This is a genomic window from Sodalis sp. RH16, from assembly GCF_047324245.1.
In the GTDB taxonomy this organism is placed as follows: Bacteria; Pseudomonadota; Gammaproteobacteria; order Enterobacterales; family Enterobacteriaceae; genus Acerihabitans; species Acerihabitans ligni.
In genome coordinates, this window is record NZ_CP178737.1 from 3,218,561 (window position 1) to 3,242,586 (window position 24,026).

At 58.0% G+C, this 24,026-nt stretch carries 24 protein-coding genes; 18 read left to right on the forward strand and 6 right to left on the reverse strand.

From position 1 onward, the window contains the following. Window positions 1-92: 92 nt before the first annotated feature. Window positions 93-611 (reverse strand): GNAT family N-acetyltransferase, encoded by a 519-nt coding sequence (locus ACL2XJ_RS14785; protein WP_413723664.1) that lies wholly within the window; start codon window positions 609-611, stop codon window positions 93-95. A gap of 889 nt (window positions 612-1,500) precedes the next feature. Between ACL2XJ_RS14785 and ACL2XJ_RS14790 the strand changes: the two genes are divergently transcribed. The 17 genes from ACL2XJ_RS14790 (at window position 1,501) to ACL2XJ_RS14870 (ending at window position 15,964) form a co-directional block, all read left to right on the forward strand. Continuing rightward, window positions 1,501-1,887, forward strand: a complete 387-nt coding sequence (locus ACL2XJ_RS14790; RefSeq protein ID WP_132922877.1) for a hypothetical protein — start codon at window positions 1,501-1,503, stop codon at window positions 1,885-1,887. A 522-nt stretch (window positions 1,888-2,409) separates the two neighbouring features. Next, window positions 2,410-3,138 carry a beta-ketoacyl synthase chain length factor gene (locus ACL2XJ_RS14795; protein ID WP_413726896.1) on the forward strand — a complete coding sequence of 243 codons (729 nt, stop codon included), beginning with the start codon at window positions 2,410-2,412 and terminating at the stop codon, window positions 3,136-3,138. After that, on the forward strand, window positions 3,128-3,928 hold the full coding sequence (locus ACL2XJ_RS14800) for a lysophospholipid acyltransferase family protein (protein ID WP_413723665.1): 801 nt from the start codon (window positions 3,128-3,130) through the stop codon (window positions 3,926-3,928). The genes ACL2XJ_RS14795 and ACL2XJ_RS14800 overlap by 11 nt, the downstream gene beginning before the upstream one ends. Window positions 3,929-3,947: 19 nt before the next feature. Continuing rightward, window positions 3,948-4,214 carry a phosphopantetheine-binding protein gene (locus ACL2XJ_RS14805; RefSeq protein WP_132922875.1) on the forward strand — a complete coding sequence of 89 codons (267 nt, stop codon included), beginning with the start codon at window positions 3,948-3,950 and terminating at the stop codon, window positions 4,212-4,214. 20 nt (window positions 4,215-4,234) lie between these two features. Next, window positions 4,235-4,483, forward strand: coding sequence for an acyl carrier protein (locus tag ACL2XJ_RS14810; protein ID WP_413723666.1), 249 nt, complete (start codon window positions 4,235-4,237; stop codon window positions 4,481-4,483). Then, a complete protein-coding gene (locus ACL2XJ_RS14815) occupies window positions 4,484-5,077 on the forward strand; it encodes a hypothetical protein (protein WP_413723667.1) in 594 nt (197 codons plus the stop codon). After that, window positions 5,074-6,459, forward strand: a complete 1,386-nt coding sequence (locus ACL2XJ_RS14820) for an AMP-binding protein (RefSeq protein ID WP_413723668.1) — start codon at window positions 5,074-5,076, stop codon at window positions 6,457-6,459. The genes ACL2XJ_RS14815 and ACL2XJ_RS14820 overlap by 4 nt, the downstream gene beginning before the upstream one ends. After that, the gene (locus ACL2XJ_RS14825) at window positions 6,446-6,796 is read left to right on the forward strand and encodes a 3-hydroxyacyl-ACP dehydratase FabZ family protein (RefSeq protein ID WP_132922871.1); all 351 of its coding nucleotides are present in this window, start codon (window positions 6,446-6,448) and stop codon (window positions 6,794-6,796) included. The genes ACL2XJ_RS14820 and ACL2XJ_RS14825 overlap by 14 nt, the downstream gene beginning before the upstream one ends. Further along, window positions 6,787-8,490, forward strand: a complete 1,704-nt coding sequence (locus tag ACL2XJ_RS14830) for a glycosyltransferase family 2 protein (RefSeq protein WP_413723669.1) — start codon at window positions 6,787-6,789, stop codon at window positions 8,488-8,490. The genes ACL2XJ_RS14825 and ACL2XJ_RS14830 overlap by 10 nt, the downstream gene beginning before the upstream one ends. 2 nt (window positions 8,491-8,492) lie before the next feature. Continuing rightward, complete coding sequence (locus ACL2XJ_RS14835) at window positions 8,493-8,918, forward strand: acyl-CoA thioesterase (protein WP_132922869.1); 426 nt, start codon at window positions 8,493-8,495, stop codon at window positions 8,916-8,918. 2 nt (window positions 8,919-8,920) lie between these two features. Further along, complete coding sequence (locus tag ACL2XJ_RS14840) at window positions 8,921-9,517, forward strand: LolA family protein (RefSeq protein WP_413726897.1); 597 nt, start codon at window positions 8,921-8,923, stop codon at window positions 9,515-9,517. Further along, on the forward strand, window positions 9,489-11,810 hold the full coding sequence (locus ACL2XJ_RS14845) for an MMPL family transporter (protein WP_413723670.1): 2,322 nt from the start codon (window positions 9,489-9,491) through the stop codon (window positions 11,808-11,810). Before ACL2XJ_RS14840 ends, ACL2XJ_RS14845 begins: the two co-directional genes overlap by 29 nt. Then, complete coding sequence (locus tag ACL2XJ_RS14850) at window positions 11,807-12,379, forward strand: DUF3261 domain-containing protein (RefSeq protein WP_203522353.1); 573 nt, start codon at window positions 11,807-11,809, stop codon at window positions 12,377-12,379. The genes ACL2XJ_RS14845 and ACL2XJ_RS14850 overlap by 4 nt, the downstream gene beginning before the upstream one ends. A 1-nt stretch (window position 12,380) precedes the next feature. Then, complete coding sequence (locus ACL2XJ_RS14855; RefSeq protein ID WP_132922865.1) at window positions 12,381-13,538, forward strand: beta-ketoacyl-[acyl-carrier-protein] synthase family protein; 1,158 nt, start codon at window positions 12,381-12,383, stop codon at window positions 13,536-13,538. Next, window positions 13,531-14,004, forward strand: a complete 474-nt coding sequence (locus tag ACL2XJ_RS14860; RefSeq protein WP_413723671.1) for a 3-hydroxy-fatty acyl-ACP dehydratase — start codon at window positions 13,531-13,533, stop codon at window positions 14,002-14,004. The genes ACL2XJ_RS14855 and ACL2XJ_RS14860 overlap by 8 nt, the downstream gene beginning before the upstream one ends. Beyond that, window positions 14,004-14,735 carry a 3-ketoacyl-ACP reductase FabG2 gene (locus ACL2XJ_RS14865; protein WP_413723672.1) on the forward strand — a complete coding sequence of 244 codons (732 nt, stop codon included), beginning with the start codon at window positions 14,004-14,006 and terminating at the stop codon, window positions 14,733-14,735. Before ACL2XJ_RS14860 ends, ACL2XJ_RS14865 begins: the two co-directional genes overlap by 1 nt. Further along, window positions 14,732-15,964, forward strand: coding sequence for a beta-ketoacyl-ACP synthase (locus ACL2XJ_RS14870; RefSeq protein WP_413723673.1), 1,233 nt, complete (start codon window positions 14,732-14,734; stop codon window positions 15,962-15,964). The genes ACL2XJ_RS14865 and ACL2XJ_RS14870 overlap by 4 nt, the downstream gene beginning before the upstream one ends. Before the next feature lie 126 nt (window positions 15,965-16,090). On the opposite strand, the gene ACL2XJ_RS14875 is transcribed toward ACL2XJ_RS14870, so the two are convergent. From ACL2XJ_RS14875 to ACL2XJ_RS14895, 5 genes are all read right to left on the reverse strand, one after another. Further along, the gene (locus ACL2XJ_RS14875) at window positions 16,091-16,282 is read right to left on the reverse strand and encodes a GhoT/OrtT family toxin (RefSeq protein WP_243701448.1); all 192 of its coding nucleotides are present in this window, start codon (window positions 16,280-16,282) and stop codon (window positions 16,091-16,093) included. 457 nt (window positions 16,283-16,739) lie between these two features. Next, window positions 16,740-19,832, reverse strand: a complete 3,093-nt coding sequence (locus ACL2XJ_RS14880; protein WP_413723674.1) for an efflux RND transporter permease subunit — start codon at window positions 19,830-19,832, stop codon at window positions 16,740-16,742. 11 nt (window positions 19,833-19,843) lie between these two features. Continuing rightward, window positions 19,844-20,998, reverse strand: a complete 1,155-nt coding sequence (locus ACL2XJ_RS14885) for an efflux RND transporter periplasmic adaptor subunit (protein WP_413723675.1) — start codon at window positions 20,996-20,998, stop codon at window positions 19,844-19,846. An 8-nt stretch (window positions 20,999-21,006) separates the two neighbouring features. Next, complete coding sequence (locus ACL2XJ_RS14890) at window positions 21,007-22,461, reverse strand: alpha/beta hydrolase (protein ID WP_413723676.1); 1,455 nt, start codon at window positions 22,459-22,461, stop codon at window positions 21,007-21,009. 14 nt (window positions 22,462-22,475) lie between these two features. After that, window positions 22,476-22,943, reverse strand: coding sequence for a glycine zipper 2TM domain-containing protein (locus ACL2XJ_RS14895; protein ID WP_132922859.1), 468 nt, complete (start codon window positions 22,941-22,943; stop codon window positions 22,476-22,478). A gap of 457 nt (window positions 22,944-23,400) precedes the next feature. Here ACL2XJ_RS14895 and ACL2XJ_RS14900 point away from each other — a divergent pair, with 457 nt between their 5' ends. Continuing rightward, entirely contained in the window at window positions 23,401-24,018 is a 618-nt protein-coding gene (locus ACL2XJ_RS14900) for a TetR/AcrR family transcriptional regulator (RefSeq protein ID WP_413723677.1), read from the forward strand. Window positions 24,019-24,026 lie beyond the last annotated feature (8 nt).

Consider the following 24,026-nt stretch of genomic DNA (forward strand, 5'->3'; position numbering starts at 1 on the left):
AAGGCTATTAAGGAATATAGTTGTTTTAGGGTTCTACGCATACGATGTACTGCTGAATAAAAGAGAGTATCAAGGGGTTAGAAAGCGGAATGTCATTTTTCGATGCTGTAGATGATACTTGCAGGTACGTGAGGATTTTCTTTTACCAATGCTAACGGCCGCATGCCGACTTTTTCAAGCACACGGCGTGATGCGGCGTGATTTTCTCGCACGATGGCCGACACTTCTTTGAGTTTAAGCGTATCGAAGCCAAAATCTATCGCCAAATAGCAAAATTCCGTTGCCAGCCCCTTTCCCCAGCTGTCATAGGCAAAGCGATAACCCAGGTTAATATGGCGATTTTCACCCAAATCGCGAAGGCTCAGGCCGCCAAAACCGATAATACGGTCAGGATTATCTTTTAAAGCAATCGCCCATGTACCGAATAAATGCTGTTGCCAGTGGCTAAGCCAGTTTTCGAGGCGCAGCCTGGCCGCTCGTTCATCGGGTAGGGGACCGGCGGGATTAAAACGGTGGGTTCTCGCATCGCCAAAGATGGAAAAAAGTGCTGATAAATCGTCTTGGTCTGGAGCGCGGGCAATCAGTCGTTCCGATTTAACGGTGGAGTTCATTTAAGGTTGTCACTCAAAAACGATCCGATGTCCCAGAATAGCAAATAAAAAAATGCCCGCTACGTTTTAAGCGGGCAAAAAGGCTGTCTTAAACAATGAAATTGGCTTCATGGGTGAAGCCAATGGCACGATACCAAAATAAAGATCAGGTTTTTGTAGTGAAATCGTTCGGAGTTGCAACAAATAGCGGCGTGGAGGTCATTAAAAATAGGCACGCCAAAAAAAAGCCCGCATACGCGGGCAACAAGTATACACACAACAAAAGGCAAGGAGATGAGGGTTGTTGATGTAATAAGTATGTCCGTTCTAATGTATGGTTATGTCATGGCTGAGTAAGTCTTTCTGAGAAGATGTAAGATGCGATGAGAGAGAAAAGCCCGCTTGTTAACGGGCGAAAGACTCAAGTAATCAATGGGAATTCCGTAGGAGGTGACTATATAATATTAGAATACTTAAGTAAATCTTATGTTTAGTTTCTGAAGCGATTCTATTTTTTTACGCACTGATTCCCATTGTACTGAAATATTCGTCTGCATTGGCCCTAAGAAAAATGTGGTTAATGCTGCGCTGTAAAACACCGCTGTAACCCATGGGATTGAATAAACGGCACCCCGTCTCTCAGCGTTGGGCGGATGGGAAATCGAGATGTGGGAAGCGAAAACGTCTTGAAAGCGGGAGGCCCCATCATTGAGCCAAACCGTGATAGGCCCTACGGGATAGGAGGCCGGACCAGGGCATGGACTCGCCATTTGAGCCTGGGTTTGATCCCACAGAGTGGACGATGCACCATCGTGTTACACTACGTTGTAATATAAAAAGATTATTGACCCGCCCGGCGGACATAACATATTATCCAGCTCTCAGGGATTGAAAAGTGTAAGTAAATATTATGGAAAAAAGTTCGCTGTATGCTGTTGTTTGTGTTTTTGCGTTAACCGGCTGTGCGCGTACCGTGCCGGTATTGAATGTTTCCGAGTCCATCACCGCCCATCTCAGTGCTGATGAGATAAAAAACGCTATCCTGCGGGCCGGCACCGAACGTAAATGGGCGATGACCCCCATTGCCCCCGGCGTGATTAACGGGCATCGCAGCCAGCGTGAACATACGGCGGATATTCGTATCACCTATTCCCTTACCGATTATGCCATCACTTATGTCAACAGCCAGAATCTGAAGGCGGGTAATGGGCAAATCCATCGCAACTACAATCGCTGGATCCAAAACCTTGACCACGATATCCAGTTAAAGCTCTCTTCCCAGCAGGTCAATAAATAGGACAGCGGGCCGGATGCCGCCCATTCGGCCCATCGCGGCGTGCCGGGGGCGTCTATCGCCGGACAGCAGGGTGGTTATGGCGGCGCTGACCGTTCCGCCAATGAATTGTTACTAAAGGTAATCAGTATCTTGCCCATTACCCTTTCTGTCCTGTATCAATTATTCCAGCGGGTGGGGACAAGTATTCCAAACCCGTTACAACGTTGGCGATACGACCGGTAAATAGGCCAGGCGCTGCTATGATTACGATCGGGATGTCGGGGAATTTTTTTCCTCCCGTGATAAAGCGCTTGCCCGGCCTTACATGAATAGCACCGATGCAGACGAATCCGATCGTAAGCAAGGGTGCGCTGTGGCTATGCTGCCTGAAAGCGCCGGAGCGGGAGAAGTCAACGGTGCCGAACGCATCTGACTGATAGGATGCTTGCCCCTTATAAAACGAAGGGTCCGCCGCGGGCAAGGCAATAAAACGCAATTATTGCTCTGATAGCCGTTAATTGTCGTTTGAAGAAGAACAATCCTATGAAATTAACTTTTTCACTTCTTGACTGGCAAGCCAGTGCGCCCGGGCTTGGCGAGGCTGATGAATGGCTGCGCTGGGCCGGCCTTCCGGCGTTTATCGACCCGAAAAGGCCTTTGGCTAAATGCAATCAGCTGCCGATGATGACGGCGCGACGCCTGAACAGCGGCAGCAGGGCGGCGGTGGATTGCGGGCTGGCGTTGCTGCGTCGGCAGAAGGTTGATGCCATAGTATTTACCAGCAGGCACGGCGAACTGGAGCGAAACCTGAGAATTCTGCGAGCTTTGGCGCAAGAAGAAGAAACCTCTCCAACGGATTTCGCCATGTCGGTGCATAATGCTGCTGCGGGCAGCCTGACTATCGCGGCCGCCATGCCGCTGGTTACCACCTCTCTGGCTGCGGGCATGGATACTTTTCAGCAAGGTCTGATGGAGGCGGCTGCCTTGCAGTCTGCCGGTTACGAACGGATTTTGCTGGTGGATTTTGATGGTGTAATACCGGAATTTTACCAAGATGCGATCCCGGTCCAGATGCCCCGTTATCCCTATGCGGTCGCTTTATTATTAACTAAGGGAAAGACGATGAGTTGTGAGTCCGATATGGCAAGTGCGGGGGAAGAACCCTCTATGGCCCAGAGCCTGCAGTTTTTGCATGCCGCCCTGGCGGAACAGCCGCGATTTGTCATTTACGGCGAGCGTCTGGCTTGGCGCTGGACCCGGTATGGCGGCTAAGGTTCTGCGGCCGTGGGTCGCTACCACCATTTTCAGTCGCCTTTGGCGCCTGCTTATGGGCGGGTGCTGCATAGCGCTGTTTAGCCTGGGGGCATTGTTGATGTCCCTGGTGTGGTTCAATCTGTTGCTGATCATACAGCGGGATGCGTCGAAGCGCCGCAGGCTGGCGCGTCGGTGCATTTCCGCCAGTTTCAGGCTTTTTCTCGGGACTGCCCGTCTATTGGGCGTGCTGGATTACCGCATCGACGGCATAGCGGCATTGCAAAATGACCACGGTTGTCTGGTGGTGGCAAACCATCCTACCCTTATCGATTATGTGCTGCTGGCCTCCGTCATGCCGGATGTGGACTGCCTGGTTAAAGCCGATTTGCTCCACCACTTTTTCTTTCGCGGCGTGATTCGCGCGGCGGACTATTTGGTTAACAGCCAGGGAAAAACGCTGGTGGCGACCTGCCGGCAGCGGCTGCTTAACGGGGATACCATCATGATTTTTCCCGAGGGCACCCGAACCCGCCATGGTTCGGCGCCGGTGTTAAAGCGCGGCGCGGCCAATATCGCCGTGCGATGCGGCTGCGATCTGCGGGTTGTGCATATCCATTGCAGCGAGCAGGTCCTCAACAAAGAGAGCCGGTGGTACCAAACCACCCCGACTAAACCGTTTTTTACCGTCAGCGTTCGTGAGCGCATCAGTATCAGTTCATTCATGACAAAGGAAGAAGATACGCAACCCATAGCGGTACGGCATCTGAATCGTTTTTTACAGCAGGCGTTAACGCCGGAGCTTTTATAATTTTTATGTGGAAACAGGTATGGAAGAATTATCCCTTGAGATAAAACAAATGATTATCGACACGCTTAATTTAGAAGAGATGAGTGTGGATGAAATCGAAACCGATGCGCCATTATTTGGGGATGGTCTCGGGTTAGACTCCATCGATGCCCTGGAACTGGGACTTGCGGTCAAAAACCGTTACGGCGTGATGCTGTCGGCGGAAAGCGAAGAGATGCGCCAGCACTTTTTCTCCGTAGCGACACTGGCCGTTTTCATCAATGCTCAGCGCCTCAAGAGTGCCTGATAATACATAACGAGTCGATTATGGACAAAAAACAAGTTTATCAGGAAATAACCGGACTGCTGGTCACGCTATTTGAGCTTGATGCAGCGCAAATCAAGCCGGAATCGCGTCTCTATGAAGATCTCGAACTGGACAGTATTGATGCCGTGGATATGGTGGTCCACCTGCAAAAGCGAATCGGCCATAAAATTGCGCCGGAAACCTTCAAATCCGTGCGCACCGTGCAGGATGTGGTTGATGCGGTAGAACGGTTGGTGAGCGCTGACTGAATGGCGCAGGCCACTGCTTCTGCCGGCAAAACGGTACAAACAATACTGCGCGGCCTGGGCTGGTTAATGTTGCCGGCATGGCCTCTGCTGGTATGGGTCAGCTTTACCCATCCGCATATCCGCTGGCTGCTGCCGCTTTTGGCGCTGATTTTTGTGCTGCGGATGCTGACGCTGTGGGGTCAAAAAGGCGTTATGGGACAAACGGCGATGGTTTTGGCCCTGGCCGGAGTGATGCTTTGCTCCGCCAGCCTGGCGTTGCGCGACCTGCATCTGCTGCTGTGGTATCCGGTGGCGGTCAATGCCGTTATGCTGGTATTGTTCGGCGGCTCGCTGTTAACGGCCATGCCCCTGGTGGAGCGCTTGGCGCGTTTACGGGAGCCGGATCTTCCCCAAAGGGCCGTAGTCTATGTGCGCCGCGTTACGCAAATCTGGTGTCTGTTTTTCATTATCAACGGCGGCATTGCGCTGGCGACCTGCCTGGCTGGGAGTTTGTATTGGTGGACGGTATGGAACGGTATGTTGAGCTACCTGTTGATGGGGTCGCTGATGGCCGGCGAGTGGTGGGTACGCAGGCGTTTGCGGGCTGCTTTATGAATACGCAGCGACCTCTGGCCTTGGCTGAGTGGCTCGCCGGTGAAAATGACCGGCGTATCGTGGCGGATAACGGCAAGGAGCAGTTCACCCTGGCCCGGATGCGCGGGCAGGTGCAGGCTCTCTGCCGGCGGCTTCTGGCGCTGTCCCAGCGGCGCTGGGCGCTGTGTTTCGAAGACAGCTATCTGTTTACCGTTGCTTTGCTGGCGTCGCTGCATGCCGGCAAAATTCCCGTTATCCCGGGTCACATTCGTCAATCCCTGCTCCAGGAGCAATCGGACGATTTTGATGGTGTCATCACCGATGCCGATTTGACTCTGTCATGTCCGGTGCTGGGGGTGGAAAGATACGGCGTCGATACCGGGTTACGCTATGACGGCCCTAGCGAGGCCGGTTTAACCAACGGACTGCCCGGCATCGATCCGACGGCTTATCTCGTGCTGTTCACCTCAGGTTCCACCGGCAAGCCCCGCCAGGTGAATAAACCGGTGCAATGCCTCGATGAGGAGTCGCGCTGGCTGGCGCAGCTCTGGGGGACGCGTCTGTCGGGTTGCCACTTCGTTGCCTCGGTCAGCCATCAGCATTTATACGGGCTCACCTTCCGCGTCTGTCTGCCTATGGCCCTGGCGCTGAGTTTCGACAGCCGCCAGGTGCTTTATAGCGAACAGCTGGCCTGCCATACTCCCGACCGGCGATATGCCTTTATCAGCAGCCCGGCGTTTCTGCGTCGCCTGGATATGTCCCTGCAGTCGCCGGGATGCCGGCTGATCGTTTCCGCCGGCGGGCCTTTACCCTGGGTGAATGCCGATGCGGCGCGGCGGTGGTTCAGTCAGACAGTGGATGAAATTTACGGCAGTACTGAAACCGGCGTGCTGGCGTGGCGCAGCCGTCAGGAAGAGCATACGCCGTGGCGGCCTTTCCCCGGCGTCAGCCTGACCTGCGACGATGGGGAGTGCTGGCGGGCGCGCTCGCCATTAATCCCTACGGAGCAAGGACTTAAGCTGGATGACAAGCTGTCTTTTGATCCCGCCGGCGGTTTTCAGCTGTGCGGCCGTCATGACCGCATCGTCAAAATCGAGGATAAACGCATCTCCCTCAGTGAAGTTGAGCGGCGCTTGTTGACGCTGCCGGAAGTCGCGGACGCGGTTGCCTTGCAGGTTGTCCGTCCGGGGCGCAGCGGTGTCGGCGTGGTGTTGGTGTTGCGCCCCCCGGCCCAGGCCGCCGATTTGCCGCAGCTAAAGCGGCGGTGGCGCCATGAGCTGCATCAGTGGCTGGAGCCGGTAGCCATGCCGCGTTTCTGGCGCATCATCGATGTCATTCCCCACAACAGTCAAAGCAAACGCGCCTGGGCGCAAATACAGGAGCTGTTTCATGCGGCCCGTTGAACTTTCCAGGCATATCGATGGCCGGCAGGCTGAACTTTGCCTGCGGGTGGACGGGGACCTGTTCTGGTTTCAGGGGCATTTCCCCGGCTATCCTCTGCTGCCCGGTATGGCGCAGCTGGACTGGGTCTTGCTGTATGGCGATGAGCTATTGGCGCCGGGCTGGCTATTTTCCGCCGTCGAAAGCATCAAATTCCAGCGCCCGATCCTGCCCGGCAGCATTCTGCGGCTCAAGATGGCCTGGCAGGAGGAAAAACATCTGCTCGCCTTCAGCTATGCGATTGTGCTGGAGGAAACGGAACAGATGGCCAGCAGCGGGAAAATCAGTTTATGTCGATAAACAGCGGCTTTTCCTTCTGCGTGATAATCCCCTGCTACAATCATGGCGCCACCATGCCGGATGTGCTGGCGCGTCTGGCGCCGTTCAACCTGCAGGTCATCATTGTGGATGACGGCAGCAGTGAGCCGACCCGGCAGATCCTCGGGCAACTGGCCCAGGGGAGCCGGGAAATCACTTTGGTGCGCCTGGCCCATAACAGCGGAAAAGGCGCTGCGGTAGTCCGCGGGTTAAAAACGGCGGCCGAGGCCGGTTACAGCCATGCCTTGCAGATAGATGCCGACGGACAGCACCGTATCGAAGACATCCCCCGTCTGCTGGCCCAAGCGCGCCTTCACCCCGAATGCCTGATCTCCGGACGTCCGCTTTACGATGCCTCGGTGCCGAAATCGCGCCTTTACGGCAGATATGTCACCCATGTCTGGGTGTGGATAGAAACCCTGTCGCTCTCCATCAAGGACAGCATGTGCGGCTTCAGGGTATATCCCATCGTGCCGACGCTGGCGCTTAGCGCAAAACACGCCGTCGGGCAGCATATGGATTTCGATACGGAGATCATGGTACGGCTGTACTGGCAGGGTACGCCAAGCCGTTTTATCACTACCCGGGTCAGCTATCCGGCCAATGGGGTATCCCATTTCGACGCCTTGTGGGACAACCTGCGGATTTCCTGGATGCATACCCGGCTGTTTTTCGGCATGCTGCCCCGCATTCCCTCTCTGCTGCGGCGGAGGCGTCACTGGTCGGGCATGCATGAGCGCAAAGGATTGCTGGGCATGCGGTTTATGCTCGGGGTTTACCGGCTGCTGGGACGGGGCGTATTTAACGCAGCGCTCAGGCCGGTAATCGCTTTTTATTGGCTGACCGGCGGCGTACAGCGCCGCGCATCACGGGAGTGGCTGCGGCAGGTCGGCCGCTATGCGCGTTCGCAGGGAACGGTATTGCCGTCGCCGTTAAGCAGCTATCGGCATTTTTTGCGTTTTGGCGATGCCATGCTGGATAAAATCGCCAGCTGGCGCGGGGACCTGCGGTGGGGACGGGATATTGATTTTGCTCCCGGCGCCCGCGATGCCATCGAGGCCTCGATGCAGCGGGGGCAGCTTATCCTGGCCTCGCATCTGGGGGATCTCGAGGTGTGTCGGGCCATGGCCCAGCAGGTGAGCGGGGTGGTGATCAATGCGCTGGTGTTTACCGACCATGCCCGGCGTTTTAAACAGCTGCTGGAGGAAATTGCTCCTCAGGCCGGGGTGAATCTGCTGCCGGTGAACAATATCGGTCCGGAAACAGCCATGCTGTTGAAACAAAAACTGGACGCCGGCGAATGGGTGGCGATCGTTGGGGATCGCACCGCGGTAAATCCGCAGCGGGGCGGGGGACGCCGGGTTATCTGGAGCAGTTTTCTGGGCCGGATGGCGCCGTTTCCCCAGGGCCCCTTTGTGCTGGCGGCGGCGTTGCGCTGCCCGGTGCTGCTGATGTTCGCCATTCGTGAACAGGGCAAACTGCGGGTCTATTGCGAGCGTTTCGCCGACCCCATTGCGCTGCCCCGCGCCGGCCGGCAGGCGGCGCTGCAGGAAGCGGCGGATCGTTATGCCCTTCGCCTGGGGCATTTTGCCCTGAAAGCGCCGCTGGACTGGTTTAACTTTTTCGATTTCTGGCATCTGCCGGATGAGCAACGCACAACGGAACAAAAGGAGTGACGGTGGTAAGCGATCCTCGTTTAAGTCATGAAGTGGAGCTGGTTGTCTCCTTCCACGATTGCGATCCGATGGGCGTGGTCTGGCACGGCAACTATATGCGTTTTTTTGAAGTGGCCCGTGAAGCGCTGCTGGAAAAATTCAACTACGGCTACCGCGAGATGCAGGCGTCCGGCTACTGCTGGCCGGTGGTGGACCTGAGAGTCAAATATCGCGCCGCCATTACCTATGAGCAGCATATCCGGGTGCGCGCCGCCATTGAAGAGTATGAGAACCGGCTGCGTATCGCCTACCAGATTTTTGACGCCCGCAGCGGGCAGCGGACCACCACCGGCTACACCATCCAGGTGGCGGTGGCCGAAGGCAGCCGGGAGCTGAGCTTTGTCTCGCCGCGGATCCTGTTCGATCGGCTGGGGGTCGCGCCGTGCTGAAGATGATTATCACCATCCTGGCGCTGTTCAGCTGCGCCGTGCAGGGCGTGACTCTGGACCAGTTGCAGCAGCGATTCAGTCTTCAACCGGTGGTGCGCGCCGATTTCACCCAATCCCGAGCTATAGCGGGCATGGCAAAACCACTGGTATCCAGCGGTCAATTGCTGATCGCCCGGGATAAAGGGCTGTGGTGGCACCAGGCGCGCCCCTTTGCCCTGACCCTGCTGCTGGATGATAAGCGTATGGTGCAGGTGATGAACAATCAGCCGCCCCAGATTGTCACCGCCGAAAGCAATCCGCAGATGTTTCAGTTCAATCATCTGCTGCGCGCCCTGTTCCAGGCGGACCGCCAGGTGCTGGAGCAGAATTTCACCACCGATTTCACCGATTTGGGCAAACAGGGGTGGCGTCTGGTGCTGACGCCGAAAACCTCACCGCTGGATAAGCTTTTCCATACCATCACCCTCAGCGGACGCGACTACCTGGAAGGTATCGAGCTCAACGATCGTCAGGGAGACCTGACCACTATTACCCTGAGCAATCAGCGCTTAACACCACGGACGTTAACCGATGACGAACAGCAGCGCTTCGTATTCTGACTGGCACCGCCGTGGGGCCGTCGCCTGGGGAGTCATCTGTATCGCCCTGCTGATCGCCGCCGCACTGCTGCTACCGCGGGCGCAGATCAACAGCAGCGTGCTGGCCCTGTTGCCCAAGCAGTCCATGGGGGATATTCCGCCGGCTTTGCAGCAAGGTTTCATGCGGCGGCTGGACCGGCAAATGGTCTGGCTGGTCAGCCCGGGGGCCAGTGACGATTCCGCCGTCGCCGCCTGGTGGCTGCACCGGCTGCGGGCTTTGCCGCTGCTGCAAAACCTGGCGGGCCCCGTCGACGAGGCGCAGCAGCAGTCATGGGGAAAATTCGCCTTTGAACACCGCAACGGCCTGGTGGACGGCGCCACGCGCGCGCGCCTGGCGCAGGGCGGCTCGGCCCAGGCTGATTGGGTTCTGGCGCAGCTTTATTCCGCTTTTGCCGGCGTCAGCGGCCGGGAACTGCACGGCGATCCCCTGCTGCTGGTGCGCGGGGCGCAGCTGGCGATGCAGGGTAATGCCGGCGGATTGGGTTTGTCCCAAGGCTGGCTGACGGTCAGGGACGCCCAGGGCCGGGTATGGTATTTCCTCCATGGCGAACTTGGCGGCGATTCGTTTGATATGGCCCAGGGCAGGCAACTGGTGGCCGATCTGGACCAATTAAAAACCGAGCTCAAAACGCGATTCCCCGGGGCGCAGGTATTAACGCGCGGCACCGTGCTGTTTAGCGATTATGCCAGCCAGCAGGCGCGGCATGACGTGTCCAGGCTCGGTCCGGCCACCCTTGGCGGCGTATTGTTGCTGGTGTTCGCCCTGTTCCGATCCCCCCGGCCGCTGTGGCTTTGCGGGCTGTCGGTCGGCATCGGCGCCCTCGCCGGCACGGTGGTGACGCTGTGGCTGTTCGGCGAACTGCATCTGATGACGCTGGTCATGAGCCTGAGCATCGTCGGGATCTCAGCGGACTACACCTTGTATTATCTGACCGAACGCATGGTGCACGGCGGTTCGGCGCCGCCGCTGGAAAGCCTGAGAAAAGTCCTGCCGGCCCTATTGCCGGCACTGGCCACCGCGGCGGCCGCTTACCTGATCATGGCGCTGGCGCCTTTTCCGGGCCTGCAGCAGCTGGCGGTATTCGCGGCGGCGGGGTTGACCGCCTCGTGCCTGACCGTGGTGTGCTGGTATCCCTATCTGGTGCGGGGATTGCCGGTTCGGCCTTTGCCTGCAATGGTATTGATGGCACGCTGGCTGGCGGCCTGGCGCCGCAATCCCTGGGTGCGTTTCGGCCTGCCGCTGGCGGTTGCCGTCTTCTCGCTGGCGGGGGGGGCGCGCCTTAAGATTAACGACGATATTTCCCAGTTGCAGACCATGCCCGCCGGATTGTTGCAGCAGGAGCGCCAGATTACCGCGCTGACCGGACAAAGCGCCGATCAAACCTGGTTTGTGGTGTACGGCGACAGCCCTGAACAAACCTTGCAACGGCTGGAGGGCCTTGTTCCCCGCTTGGCGCAGGCCCGGCAGGAAGGCTGGCTGAAAAGCTGGCATTCGCTGCCGTTGTCATCCCTGGCGCAGCAGCAGCGCGATGCGCAGCTGATCGCCGCCGCGGCCCCTGCGGTTATCCAAGGATTGCGGCAGACCGGGGCGGATGTCGCCGACGCGGATGTCCGGCCGATGCCGGTGACGCCGGCGGTTTGGCTCGGCAGCCCCCTGAGCGAAGGCTGGCGCCTGTTATGGCTGTCGCTGCCCTCCGGTGAAAGCGGCGTGCTGGTGCCGGTGAGCGGCGCCGTTCAGGGCAAAGCGCTGTCCAGCCTGGCGGAGAGCCTGCCGGGAGTCGCCTGGATCGATCGTAAAAGCGCGTTTGATGAGCTGTTCGGCTTTTACCGGGTGATGCTTGGCTGGCTGCTGGCGGCTGCCGTGGCGGTGATTGCCCTGAGTTATATCGCGCGCCTCGGCCCGCGCCGGGGGTTAATCAGCATCGTGCCCTCCCTGCTGTCCCTGGGGAGCGGATTGGCGGCGCTGGCATTGAGCGGGCACCCGCTGAATCTGTTTTCCCTGCTGGCGCTGCTGCTGGTGCTGGGTATCGGCATCAACTATACCCTGTTTTTCAGCAATCCCCGCGGCACGGCGATGACCTCTTTGCTGGCGGTGACCATGGCAATGTGTACTACGCTGTTAACGTTGGGCATGTTGGTTTTCAGCAGCACCCAGGCGATAAGCAGCTTCGGCATTGTGCTGTGCAGCGGTATTTTTACCGCATTTCTATTGGCGCCGCTGGTTGTGCCCGATTCAAAAGGAAAAAGGAAATGACATCGTTCAGACGCCGGATAGTTCTGCTGTGCGCGCTGGTGCTGGCCGGCTGTGCAAGCCATCCCGATCAGGGCCGGCCGCAGGCGTGGCTTAAACCCGGCGTGCGCGTCACCCTGCCGGCGCCGGGCATCAGCCCCGCCGTCAGCGAGCAACAGCTGCTGACCGGCACCTTCAAAGGCAAACAGCAATCGCTGCTGGTGCTGCTGAACGCCGATGAGCGGCAACTGTCCCTGGCGGGGCTCTCTTCCATCGGGATCCGCCTGTTCCTGGTGACCTATGACGGGCAGGGCATTCATACCCAGCAGTCTATCGTGCTGCCGGAGATGCCCCCCGCCAGCCAGGTGCTGCTGGATATCATGCTCAGCCATTGGCCGGTGGAGACGTGGCGGCGGCAATTGCCGGCCGGCTGGACGCTGCGGGATAGCGGCGACACGCGCCAGCTCCGCGACGACGGCGGCAGGCTGGTCACTGAAATTCGTTATATGACCCGTCATAATCAGCGCGAGCCCATCAGCGTGCAGCAGTTCGCTTTTGGTTACCATATCGTCATCCAACACCTGGATAGTTAGTATGATCACTATATCCGCTGTGGGCATGCTGAACGCCCTGGGTAACAATCTGGACGACATCGCCGCCAATCTGGCCGCTGGGATTGCCCCAGGCATGAGGCCGGACCGTGGCTGGCTATTGCATGATAAACCCTGCTGGACCGGCAGGGTGGCGGGGGACCTCCCGGACATTCCTCCGGCTTTCGCCGAACACCGCAGCCGCAACAATCAGCTGCTGCTGGCCGCCCTGGCCCAGATCCGGCCGGAGGTGGATGAGGCTATCGCCCGCTTCGGCGCCCATCGCGTGGCGGTCATCCTGGGAAGCAGTACCTCCGGTCTGGATGAGGCGGATAAGTATGTCGCCAATCATTTGTCCAGCTACCGTTATGCCCAGCAAGAGCTGGGAGATCCCTCCCGCTTCCTGTCCGGTTTTTTGCAGTTGAGCGGGCCGGCCTATACCATTTCCACCGCCTGCACCTCCAGCGCGCGCGCGCTGATAAGCGGGCAGCGCGTGATTGAGTGCGGGCTGGCGGATGCGGCCATCGTCGGCGGCGCCGATACCTTGAGCCGCATGCCGCTGAACGGTTTTGACAGCCTGGAGTCCCTTTCCGCCGGGCGCTGCAGCCCGTTCAGCCGCCAGCGCGACGGCATCACCATTGGCGAGGGCGCCGCGTTGATGCTCATTGGCCGCCATTCCGGCTGCGTTGCGCTGCTGGGGGTCGGCGAATCATCCGATGCCTATCATATGTCTGCTCCCCATCCGGAAGGCGTCGGGGCGTCTCAAGCGATCGCCATGGCGCTGAAGCAGGCGCGGTTGCGGCCCGGCGATGTGGGCTACATCAACCTGCACGGTACGGCGACGCGAATGAACGATCGGATAGAGGCCGGGGTCATCCATAACATTTTCGGCGACGCGGTGCCCGGCAGTTCCACCAAACATCTCACCGGCCATACCCTGGGCGCGGCGGGAATCAGCGAGGCGGCAATCTGCTGCCTGCTGCTGACGCGGGAATCAGCCCTGCCGCCGCAGGATTTTTCACAAAGCGACATCGATGATACCCTGCCGCCGTTCGGCTTGCTTACCGCGCCGGCGCGGCCCGCGCATCCCGTGATGTTGTCCAATTCATTTGCCTTTGGCGGCAATAATGCCTGCCTGATTCTGGGAAGGACCGATGGCTGAGTATTTATCCGTCGAGCATTATCTACCGCACCGTGCGCCCATGGTGCTGCTGGACGAAGTGCTGTTGATTGACGAGGATCGCGCCCATTGCCGCGTACGCGTCGGCCGCGATACGGTGCTGGGACCGTTCCTGAACGCCGGTGGGCAACTGCCCGCCTGGTTCGGCATAGAGATCCTTGCCCAGACCATCGGCGTCTGGTCCGGCTGGCATGGCCGCCGTCTGTTTAACGCCGCGCCACGGCCGGGCATGCTGCTGGGCGGGCGGGGATATCAGTGCAAAACCGCTGGTTTTCCCGCCGGCGCCATGCTGGACGTACAGGTTCAATTATTGATGCGCGATGAAAAAATCGGCAGCTTCGAGGGAGCCATATCCGTTGACGGCGAACGGTATGCCGGCGGCAGGCTGAATATTTATCAGCCCGACGACCATGAATTACAACAACTTCTACAACAGGGCAAAAGCTGATGTCATGTTCAGTGTTAGTGACCGGGGCCAGTAAGGGCATTGGGCAGGCGATTGCGCTGCGTCTCGCGGCCGACGGATTTCTGGTGGTGGCGCACTACCACCGCGACCGGCCGGGGGCCGAGGATACGCTGGCCCGTATAGAAGCGGCCGGCGGCGCGGGGCGCATTCTGGGTTTTGATGTGGCCGACCGCCTGGCGTGCCGGGCGGCTATCGAGGCGGACATTGAACGCCACGGCGCTTATTACGGCGTTGTCAGCAATGCCGGCATCACCCGCGACGGCGCTTTCCCGGCCCTGGGCGACGAAGACTGGGACCAGGTCATCCATACCAATCTCGACAGTTTCTATAATGTGATCCAGCCTTGCGTCATGCCGATGATTGGTTTACGCAGCGGCGGGCGCATCATCACCTTGTCATCGGTATCCGGACTGATGGGCAATCGCGGCCAGGTGAACTACAGCGCGGCCAAGGCAGGCATCATCGGCGCCACCAGGGCGTTGGCGGTGGAGCTGGCCAAGCGTAAAATCACCGTCAATTGCATTGCTCCGGGCCTAATAGATACCGGTATGATCCAGATGGAGGCAGCGGCCCTTGAGGAAGCGATGCACATGATTCCGATGAAGCGGATGGGGCATCCGGATGAAGTCGCGGGATTGGCGAGCTATTTAATGTCCGATATAGCCGGCTATGTTACCCGGCAGGTGATATCCATCAACGGAGGTATGCTGTGATTCGGCGCGTCGTGGTAACGGGAATGGGCGGAGTGACCGCCTTCGGCGAGTCCTGGCAGAGCGTGTCCGAGGGTCTGCGCTCAGGTCTGAATGCTGTGCGCAAGATGCCGGAATGGGAAATTTACGACGGGCTGCATACCCTGCTTGGCGCGCCAATCGACAATTTTCGCCTGCCGGAGCACTACACCCGCAAGCGTATCCGCTCCATGGGCCGTGTTTCGCTGCTGGCCACCCGGGCCACCGAATTGGCCCTGGCGCAGGCGGGCCTGCTGGACTCACCGGTGCTTACCAATGGCGAAACCGGCATCGCCTATGGTTCGTCAACGGGCAGCACCGGGCCGGTTAGCGAGTTCGCCACCATGCTGACGGAGAAACACACCAATAATATTACCGGCACTACCTATGTGCAGATGATGTCCCATACCGCCGCGGTAAATACCAGCCTGTTCTTCGGCCTGCGCGGCCGCTTGATTCCCACCTCCAGCGCGTGTACTTCCGGCAGCCAGGCCATCGGCTACGCATGGGAAGCCATCCGGCACGGCTATCAAACCGTGATGGTGGCGGGCGGGGCGGAGGAGCTTTGCCCGTCTGAAGCGGCGGTATTCGACACGCTGTTTGCCACCAGCCAGCGTAACGACATGCCTAAAAGCACCCCTGCGCCTTTCGATGCCCGCCGGGACGGCCTGGTGATAGGAGAAGGAGCGGGCACGCTGATTCTGGAGGAGCTGGAACACGCACGGGCGCGCGGCGCCACCATATATGCCGAGCTGGTGGGGTTTTACACCAACTGCGATGCGGCGCATATTACCCAGCCGCAGCATGAAACGATGCAGGTCTGTATCGAAGGGGCGCTGCGTATCGCGGGTCTGCGGGCGGCGGATATCGGTTATATCAGCGCCCACGGCACCGCCACCGATCGCGGCGATGTGGCGGAAAGCACGGCTACGGCGGCGGTATTCGGCAATCACGCCCCCATCTCTTCCCTGAAAAGTTTTTTCGGCCATACGCTGGGCGCCTGCGGCGCGCTGGAAGCCTGGATGAGCATAGAGATGATGCGTGAAGGATGGTTTGCGCCGACGCTGAATCTGACCTGTCCGGCGAAAGACTGCGGCGATTTGGATTACATCATGGGGGAGCCGCGCCTGCTTGAGACGCCTTTTATCCAGTCTAATAATTTTGCGTTCGGCGGCATTAACACTTCATTGATTTTCCGACGCTGGCTGGAATAAAGGAATAAAAAAGACCCACGCATTTTCCGGCAAAAAACCCGCCGTCCAAGACGGGTAAGCAGAGTAGATCTACGCTGGATTTATATCCAGCTCTATTTATTGTAGGCTATAGGTAAAAAAGGAGCGTTAAAACAGCAGGAGCGCCAGGACAATGGGGAAACTCAGCGGCCAGGTGAGGGCTATCAATACCGAGCAGAGTAGACGAATTTTTATCGAAGGGTCGCAACTGACCCTGAATGTTAAAAAACCAGCGGCGGCAGCCCCGAGGGAATAGATCAATTTGATATATTCCCACCCCGTGACCATTTCAATATCCATTTTAATAGGCCCTACAATCCCGCTATTTTATATGTCCGGTATCTTCCGAACTATGGGCTTGGCCTTATCATCAATCTATCAAGATACAAAATATGCCGATAATGCCAAGGGCGATTGCCAAAGCGGATATGACATTGAAATCCTGATTATCCAGATACATAGTCACCTCCTACCGTTCTCAACTGCGATGAGCATGGGCCATTTCACGTGTGCTTGTTGTGACTGACTGTTCATATTTGTAAGCTCGCGTAAAGAATAGCGGTTTTTTTGATCGCATCACTCTCTTTGAGGACCGGATCTCATCTGCCTTTTATACCGCTCTTGCTCTACCCTAGAACGTCTGTAGGTTGTGCTGGGGAGTAGCTGACAATAGGGTGTTGTTGGGGGTATTTGTCATACAAAATAGCTTATCACTTGTTAACGCCGCGCCTTTGCATTACCGCCAAAGGCGCGGGCGCTATTTTTTTACCCATTCCCTGAGCCGCTGGATGTGCAGATAAAGCGCGGGGATGACTAATATTCCCACGACGGTGGCCATCAACATGCCGCCGAACACCGTTATGCCGATAATTCTGCGGCTCATGGCGCCGGCGCCGCTGGCGAATACCAGCGGCATAACGCCGAATATAAAAGAGATAGCGGTCATCATAACGGCGCGAAAACGCTGAAAAGCGCCGTCCCGGGCCGCTTGCGCAATGGTTTCCCCCTCTTCGCGCCGGGCTTTCGAAAACTCGACAATCAATATGGCGTTTTTGGCCGCCAACCCTATCAGCAGCACCAGCCCTATCTGCGCATAAACGTCATTGGCGAAACCCATGGCCTTAAGACCGGCCACGGCGCCGGCTACGGCAAAGATGACCGACAGCATCACCACCAGCGGGATACTCCAGCTCTCATATTGCGCCACCAAAAACAGATAGGCGAAAACCAGCGCCGCTGCATAAATCACTACAGCTTGGCCGCCGGCTTGCTGCTCCTGCCATGACATACCGCTCCAGGCATAACCGTAACCCGACGGGAGCTGATGCCGCATCAGCTCCTCCATGGCGCCCATAGCCTGACCGGAAGTAACGCCTTCGGCAGCGGAACCGCTCACCGACACCGAAGGAAACTGATTAAAATTGCTGATAAAGGGCGCTCCAAGGGTGGGGGTAAGGTGCACCAGATTAGCCAGCCGGACCAGGACGCCGCTGTCGCTGCGCACGTTGATTTGTCCGATCTGCTCCTGCCGCTGCCGGTCATTCATATCATTTTGCAGCTGCACGTTAAATAAGCGGTTATTGCGGGTAAAGTCCCCGGCGTTCACCCCGCCCATGGAAGCTTGCAGCGTAGCGAAAATGCGGCTGACGGGCACTTGCATCAGAGCGGCTCGATCGCGATCAATGCTCAGGCCGATTTCCGGCACCGCGGCGCTGAAGGTGGTAAAGACCCGGTTTAGCAATGGATTGCTATTGGCCGCCAGGATGACTCCGCCGGCCGTCTGTGCCAAGGCCTGGGGAGACTGTCCTTCCAGCGCCTGTATCCGCAGATCAAAACCGGAAGCGCTGCCCAGGCCGCTGATGGCCGGCGGATTAAAGGCCATGATCATTGCCGCCGGAATGGCGGCCAGGCGCGGCTGGATATCCGCCAGTACCTTATCGACATGCTGACGCTGTCCCCAGGGTTTAAGCAGCACGAACATTAAGCCGGTATTAGTGGCATCCCCGCCGCTGAGCAGGCTGAAGCCGGTAATTCTGATGACATTCGCCACCGCCGGGTTCCCCGTCACCTGCCGGTAAACCCGATCCATAACCCGCTGTGTGCGATCCAGCGACGCCCCGTCCGGTAATTGTACATTAACAAAAAAATAACCCTGATCTTCTTCAGGCAGAAAGGAGGCGGGCAGCCGGCTGTAAACCCACACGGTGGCGAAACCCGCCAGCAGCAAAATAACCACGGAAGTGGCCGCCCGTTTACTGATAGAGAGGGTAATGCCGACATACTTGTCCCGTACCCGGTCCAGGCCGCGATTAAAGCCGCCGAAAAAACCCCTGGTGGGCAATTCACGCCGTTTTATCAGCGAGACGCACAGCGCGGGAGTCAGAGTCAGGGCGTTAATACTGGACAGAATAACCGCCGACGAGAGGGTAACGGCGAATTGCCGGTACAGGGAACCGGTAATTCCCGGCAGTATGGCTATGGGCACGAACACCGCCATCAGCACCAGCGTAGTAGCGATTATCGGGCCGGCTATCTGTACCAGCGCCTTGCCGGTGGCCTGTGCCGGCGTCAGGGTTTCATCCTGGGACAGCAGCCGCTCGACGTTTTCCACCACGACGATGGCATCGTCCACCACCACGGTCAGCGCCAGGATAATGGCGAACAGGCTGAGGGTATTGGCGGAATAGCCGAATGCGAATAATACGGCGAAGGTGCCCAGCAGGGAAACCGGGATGGTCAGGGCCACAATAAAGGTGGCCCGCAGGCTTTGTAAAAACAGGTAGACCACGACCAAGACCACCACCAGGGTCAGTATCAGCGAGATGACAATCTCGTCAAGGGTGGCGGTAACCGCGGCAGTGGAGTCGTAATTAATGGAATAGGCCATGTCGTCCGGGAAGTCGCGGGCCAGACGGGCCATTTCCGTTCTTACCGCGCCGGCCACCGCCAGAGCGTTGGAACCCGGCGTAGGGTACACGCCTAAAAAGGTAGAATCAGTATCATTCAACGTTGAATTCACCTGGTAATTCTGCGCCCCGAGATCCACTCGGGCCACGTCTCCCAGGCGTACGGTCCCCCCCTCGGCATTGGTACGGATAATCACCTGGCTGAATTGCCGGACATCCTGCAAACGGCCCTGTCCGCTGATGGTCAAGGTCTGCTGCTGGGCGGAAGGATTGGGGGGAGAGCCGATTTGGCCGGCCGCGGCCTGGATATTCTGCTGCTGCAAGGACTGGATAATATCCTGTACGCTGACGTTCAGGGATTCCATCCGGCGTGGGTCCAGCCAGACCCGCATGCTGTAATCCCGCGCGCCGAAAATTTGCACGTCGCCCACGCCGTCGATACGGGCCAGGGCATCCCGTAAACGCAGGCTGGAATAGTTGCTGAGAAACAGGGTGTCCAGCGTCTGTTTAGGGGAAAAGATGTTGACCCCCAGCAGGATATTGGAAGAACGTTTGCGTACCGAGACGCCGCTGTTATTCACCTCCGCCGGCAGCTGCGAGCTGATTTGGGAAATCCGGTTTTGCACTTCCACCGCCGCCATATCCGGATCGGTGCCGCTGGCGAACGTCACGTTCAGTTGGTACCCGCCGCTGCTGGCGCTGTTGGATTCCATATACAGCATGTGACTGACGCCGTTGACCTGGGCTTCGATGGGGGAAGCCACCGCCTCGGCGACGTCCCGGGCGCTGGCGCCGGGATACAGGGCGGAGACGGAAACCACCGGCGGCGCGATATCCGGAAACTGTTCCACCGGAATGGCCTTCAGGGCCGTCACGCCAATCAGCGTGATGACCACCGCGATGACCATGGCGAATTTGGGACGCGTAATAAAAAAAAGCAGCATCGGTACGTCTCCTAGTCACCATCCGCCGGATCAACCGGCGCCAGGCTTGCCGTCGCCGCCGTCGTCGCATCCACCACCATGCCGGGCCGGACCCGCTGCAGGCCTTCGACAATCACCCTATCGCCGGCCGCAAGTCCCTGTTTGATTTGGTACTCCTGTTCGAACTGATCGCCGATGACCACCGGCCGGACTTCCACCCGGTTTTCCTTGTCCACCAACAGGACAAAAAAGCCCTCGCGGTTTTGCTGTAATGCGGCGATGGGCGCCATCACCACCGGATCGGCGCGGCCGGCGGTGAGCGTCACGTTCACTACCCCGCCGGGCAGCAGCAGATGGCGTGGATTAGCGAAGCGCGCCCGCACGGTAACCGTGCCGGTCTGACTGTCGATGCGGTTATCCACCGATTCGAAGACCCCCGGTTCAGGATAATCCATGCCGTTAGCCAGCTGCAGATGAGGGGTGTAGCCGCTGTGGGAGAAATCATCGGCATCGGCGTCTTTCCGGTTTGCCGCGGCGATGTAATCCCGTTCATTGATGGCGATGGCGACCCGGATCGGATCGAGCTGGACCAAATGCGCCAGCGAACCGCTCGCCGGATTGATCAGGCTGCCGACGCTGAAATTACTGTGGCCTATGCGTCCGGCGATCGGCGCGGCTATCAGCGTAAAGCCCAGCTGGAGCCGCTGTATGCGCAGATTGGCCTCTGCCTGGGCCACCGCCGCGCCGGAAGTATCCCGCTGCGCCTGGGATGCGTCTACGTCCGCGCGACTGACGGATCGCTGTTCCCCAAGGCGCTGCTGGCGGCTCAGGTTGAGCTGGGCAAGGCGGGCGGTGGCCTTGGCGCTGTCGAGCTGCGCCTGCGCCTGAGCCACGGCGGCCTGGTGCAACGCCGAATCGATTTCAAACAGCGGGTCGCCGGCTTTCACCATCTGTCCTTCGCTAAAATCACGCCTGGCGATAAAGCCTTCCGTACGTGTGGTGATATCCACCGCCTGGATGGCCTCTATCCGCCCGAGATAATAAAGCGAGCGCAGCGGCGTCCGCTGCTCGATCACCGCAACGGTCACCGCCGGCAAAGGCGCGGCCCACAACGGGGAGGAGACATTTGCCAATGTCGCTAAGAGTAAGGAACAGAGCAACAGGCCGGTACGGTTCTTGAATGTCATGATCCTGCCTATTCCTCAATCTTGTTATCGATGCGTTTGAGCATATAGGGAAAAAAAGGATTGGACGCAAGGCGCATCAGCGAATCCAGCCCCACCACCAATACCGAACGTTCGCCGCGGGCAGCGAAAGCCCCCAGGCTGATACCATACTGATTGCGCGGGTCCGGATAGCGGCCGTACAGGGAATCGGACAGGGGGAAAGGCAAGGCGACATGGGATAGTGAAAAGATATCCGCCGGATACTCTATGCCCAGGAGCTCCACGGTTTCATTCGTCTGTCCGGCAAGCGTGGTTCGCGCCAGGGTGGAGAGGCTGTTGCGGGAAATATTGGTGACCACCGTTGTGGTATAGCGGCGCGGCGCCGGCGGCAATAAACGGCCTAGGGCGGTGTAGGACGAAGTTCTGAGCAAAGGACCGAAGTTTTCCGTCTGATTCAGGTCAAACAATACCAGTTCGCTGCCGTTGGCGGGTAATTGTTCATATAAGGCCGTGATAACCGCGCGGGTGCTGACGGTAGAGTCCATTACCGATTGGAAAGTCAATACCGGCGGCAATGCCGCCAGCTTATTGTCACGGGCGTCGCGGGCGATTTGCCGTTGCAGGACCTGGGTCAGCTCAAATGATTGCCGGCCGGCGTTCACCGGAAATGAATTGTACTTGAAAGGATTGAATTCCGGCACGATCCCCAGCCAGGCGGCTTTGGCAAATGCCGGGAAAAAAGCCGGCCAGCCGGCTATGCCGGCAAAGCGGGCAAAGCGTGTCACGCCGATCATAGGCGAAATCAGAACGACCCTGGAGGGTTTTGCCAAAGCCGGGTCATCCAAGGCATCCAAGGTGTATTTCATCGCCAGCGCGCCGCCGTTGGAAAAACCGACGATATGCAAAGGCAGATCCCTGCCGCTCAGCTTTTTTGCTTCACGTACCGCCAGCCGGGTCGCTGCCGTCCAATCCTGCCATTTTACCTTGGTCAGGGCGCCCGGTACCGTGCCATGGGCCGGCAGACGGATGCCGACGGCCACAAAGCCCCGCTGGCGGTAATTTTCGGCGATATGGCGCAGGCTGTAGGGGGTATCCGTCAAACCGTGCAGCAATACCACCGCGCCCTTGGGCGCGCCGTCGGGCTTCATAATATATGACCGGTTCCAGTTGGTAGCAAAACGATCGGGGTATATGGGACTGCCGGAATAATAGCGGTTAAGGGAAGTTTTGACATCCGGCGCCAGTTTATCGGTTACATTTTTGCGAACGCTCTGGAATAGTTCATCCTCCGCTTCGATATAGCTATTCCAGCTGGCTTTATCAATGGCTTCAGCCTGCATATCATCCGGCACAAAGGTATGCCAAAGCTGTAATTGCGGCCCGCTTTGCGTTTCATAAACGCGCAGACTAAACACCGCAACAGCAAAAATGACCAGTACCCAAAAAAAACGGATAGTCCATTTATAAATTACTCTGGCAACCATATATGTTCCCCTGATCAGCGCGGTGAAACTGTCGTCGTACTGCCGTTGGTAGCCACGGCGACGCGCTGGCCTACATGGAACTGACTGGTGCCCAGTGCCTGGACCACGATAATGGTGGATCCATCGTCCCGGCGGACTTCCAGTTCCACGCCGCTACTGCGATTGGCCGCGCTTTGCATGGCCGAGCCCGCCGCGACGCCGCCCACCGCGCCCGCGGCGGTTGCCAGCCTGCGTCCGCTACCTCCGCCGATCTGATTGCCGAGCATGCCGCCGATGACGCCGCCGCCCACGGTCCCCAGGACATTCTCGCCGCTTCCTCCCTGGATAGTGACGGGACGGACCGAGATCAATGTGCCATAGGTAACGATGTGAAGCTGCCTGGCCTGCGCCGCGGTAAAGGTATCGCCGGAAGAGGTACGGTTATTGGCGCAGCCGCTTAATAACGCCATGCTAATGGCAATGACAACAAATGTTCTGGACATAGTTTTACCTGTTATTTAACGTGCATGACATGGGGAGCACTATTAATGCCCTGGATGGATTCTTAATAAGCTACTATCGGCTTTGTATTGAATGTTTTGCTCTCTTAGCTAAGCATAAAGAGAAAATAAATTAAATATTGATTTCTGTGAAGCTAATAATCGGTAATTAATTTTCATCAATGGAGTAGATATTAATAATTCTTACGTAATGAATGAAGAACAATTGAATCCTGATTCTTATATTTTCAGATATATTAATGTATGGTTATTCAAATTTTATTATCCATCTCTTAAAAGAAGACGCCTTAAAACCAATATTAACTGCATTTATTTTGTCGATATGAGAGAGCGATCATAACCAGCGACTAAGTTATTCCAATCCGGACGGCGGCAGGACGGCTGCCGAGGCAAAAGGCCTGCTTGCCGCTGTGGGCCGGATAATTTACAATCGATCGTTATGAAAACAAGTAAAACCCCTCTCACCAGAGCCCGTGGCCGGCCGCGCTCGTTCGATCGCGATACCGTATTGGATCGCGCCATGCGGTTGTTCTGGCTGCGCGGTTATGAAACCACCTCCCTGGCGGAATTGCTCAAGGCTATGGACGTTACCACGCCGAGCATTTACAGCGCCTTTGGCGATAAGGAGCATTTGTTCCTGGAAGCCATCAAGCGCTATATCGACGGGCCGGGGCGCTACCAGGCAGATGCCCTGGAGGAAAAAACCGCCAAAGGGGCGGTGACGCGCATTCTCAGCCAGGCGGTTGAGAGCATGGTCGACCCCCTGACGCCCCCCGGTTGCATGCTGACGCTCTCCGCCATCAACTGTTCCGCGGCGTCGGCCTCTGTGCAGCAGGCGGTGACCGAGGCCCGTCGGCAAACGGAGCTGGCGTTATGGCGGCGTATCGAGCGGGGCATAGCGGAAGGCGATGTGCCGGCGGGCACTGATGCGGCGGCATTGGCCGGTTTTTACGCGACCTTTTTGTATGGGATGTCCATCAAGGCTTTGGAAGGCGTGACCCGGGCACAAGCCCGGGCTATGGCGGATGCGGCCCTTAGGGCATGGCCGACGGACTGAAACGGCGG

What these genes read in the sequence shown, in the direction of transcription:
- ACL2XJ_RS14785 (WP_413723664.1), bottom strand. Translation starts at nt 611, where the DNA reads ATGAACTCCACCGTTAAATCGGAACGACTGATTGCCCGCGCTCCAGAC.
- ACL2XJ_RS14790 (WP_132922877.1), top strand. Translation starts at nt 1,501, where the DNA reads ATGGAAAAAAGTTCGCTGTATGCTGTTGTTTGTGTTTTTGCGTTAACC.
- ACL2XJ_RS14795 (WP_413726896.1), top strand. Translation starts at nt 2,410, where the DNA reads ATGAAATTAACTTTTTCACTTCTTGACTGGCAAGCCAGTGCGCCCGGG.
- ACL2XJ_RS14800 (WP_413723665.1), top strand. Translation starts at nt 3,128, where the DNA reads ATGGCGGCTAAGGTTCTGCGGCCGTGGGTCGCTACCACCATTTTCAGT.
- ACL2XJ_RS14805 (WP_132922875.1), top strand. Translation starts at nt 3,948, where the DNA reads ATGGAAGAATTATCCCTTGAGATAAAACAAATGATTATCGACACGCTT.
- ACL2XJ_RS14810 (WP_413723666.1), top strand. Translation starts at nt 4,235, where the DNA reads ATGGACAAAAAACAAGTTTATCAGGAAATAACCGGACTGCTGGTCACG.
- ACL2XJ_RS14815 (WP_413723667.1), top strand. Translation starts at nt 4,484, where the DNA reads ATGGCGCAGGCCACTGCTTCTGCCGGCAAAACGGTACAAACAATACTG.
- ACL2XJ_RS14820 (WP_413723668.1), top strand. Translation starts at nt 5,074, where the DNA reads ATGAATACGCAGCGACCTCTGGCCTTGGCTGAGTGGCTCGCCGGTGAA.
- ACL2XJ_RS14825 (WP_132922871.1), top strand. Translation starts at nt 6,446, where the DNA reads ATGCGGCCCGTTGAACTTTCCAGGCATATCGATGGCCGGCAGGCTGAA.
- ACL2XJ_RS14830 (WP_413723669.1), top strand. Translation starts at nt 6,787, where the DNA reads ATGTCGATAAACAGCGGCTTTTCCTTCTGCGTGATAATCCCCTGCTAC.
- ACL2XJ_RS14840 (WP_413726897.1), top strand. Translation starts at nt 8,921, where the DNA reads ATGATTATCACCATCCTGGCGCTGTTCAGCTGCGCCGTGCAGGGCGTG.
- ACL2XJ_RS14845 (WP_413723670.1), top strand. Translation starts at nt 9,489, where the DNA reads ATGACGAACAGCAGCGCTTCGTATTCTGACTGGCACCGCCGTGGGGCC.
- ACL2XJ_RS14850 (WP_203522353.1), top strand. Translation starts at nt 11,807, where the DNA reads ATGACATCGTTCAGACGCCGGATAGTTCTGCTGTGCGCGCTGGTGCTG.
- ACL2XJ_RS14855 (WP_132922865.1), top strand. Translation starts at nt 12,381, where the DNA reads ATGATCACTATATCCGCTGTGGGCATGCTGAACGCCCTGGGTAACAAT.
- ACL2XJ_RS14860 (WP_413723671.1), top strand. Translation starts at nt 13,531, where the DNA reads ATGGCTGAGTATTTATCCGTCGAGCATTATCTACCGCACCGTGCGCCC.
- ACL2XJ_RS14865 (WP_413723672.1), top strand. Translation starts at nt 14,004, where the DNA reads ATGTCATGTTCAGTGTTAGTGACCGGGGCCAGTAAGGGCATTGGGCAG.
- ACL2XJ_RS14875 (WP_243701448.1), bottom strand. Translation starts at nt 16,282, where the DNA reads ATGGATATTGAAATGGTCACGGGGTGGGAATATATCAAATTGATCTAT.
- ACL2XJ_RS14880 (WP_413723674.1), bottom strand. Translation starts at nt 19,832, where the DNA reads ATGCTGCTTTTTTTTATTACGCGTCCCAAATTCGCCATGGTCATCGCG.
- ACL2XJ_RS14885 (WP_413723675.1), bottom strand. Translation starts at nt 20,998, where the DNA reads ATGACATTCAAGAACCGTACCGGCCTGTTGCTCTGTTCCTTACTCTTA.
- ACL2XJ_RS14890 (WP_413723676.1), bottom strand. Translation starts at nt 22,461, where the DNA reads ATGGTTGCCAGAGTAATTTATAAATGGACTATCCGTTTTTTTTGGGTA.
- ACL2XJ_RS14895 (WP_132922859.1), bottom strand. Translation starts at nt 22,943, where the DNA reads ATGTCCAGAACATTTGTTGTCATTGCCATTAGCATGGCGTTATTAAGC.
- ACL2XJ_RS14900 (WP_413723677.1), top strand. Translation starts at nt 23,401, where the DNA reads ATGAAAACAAGTAAAACCCCTCTCACCAGAGCCCGTGGCCGGCCGCGC.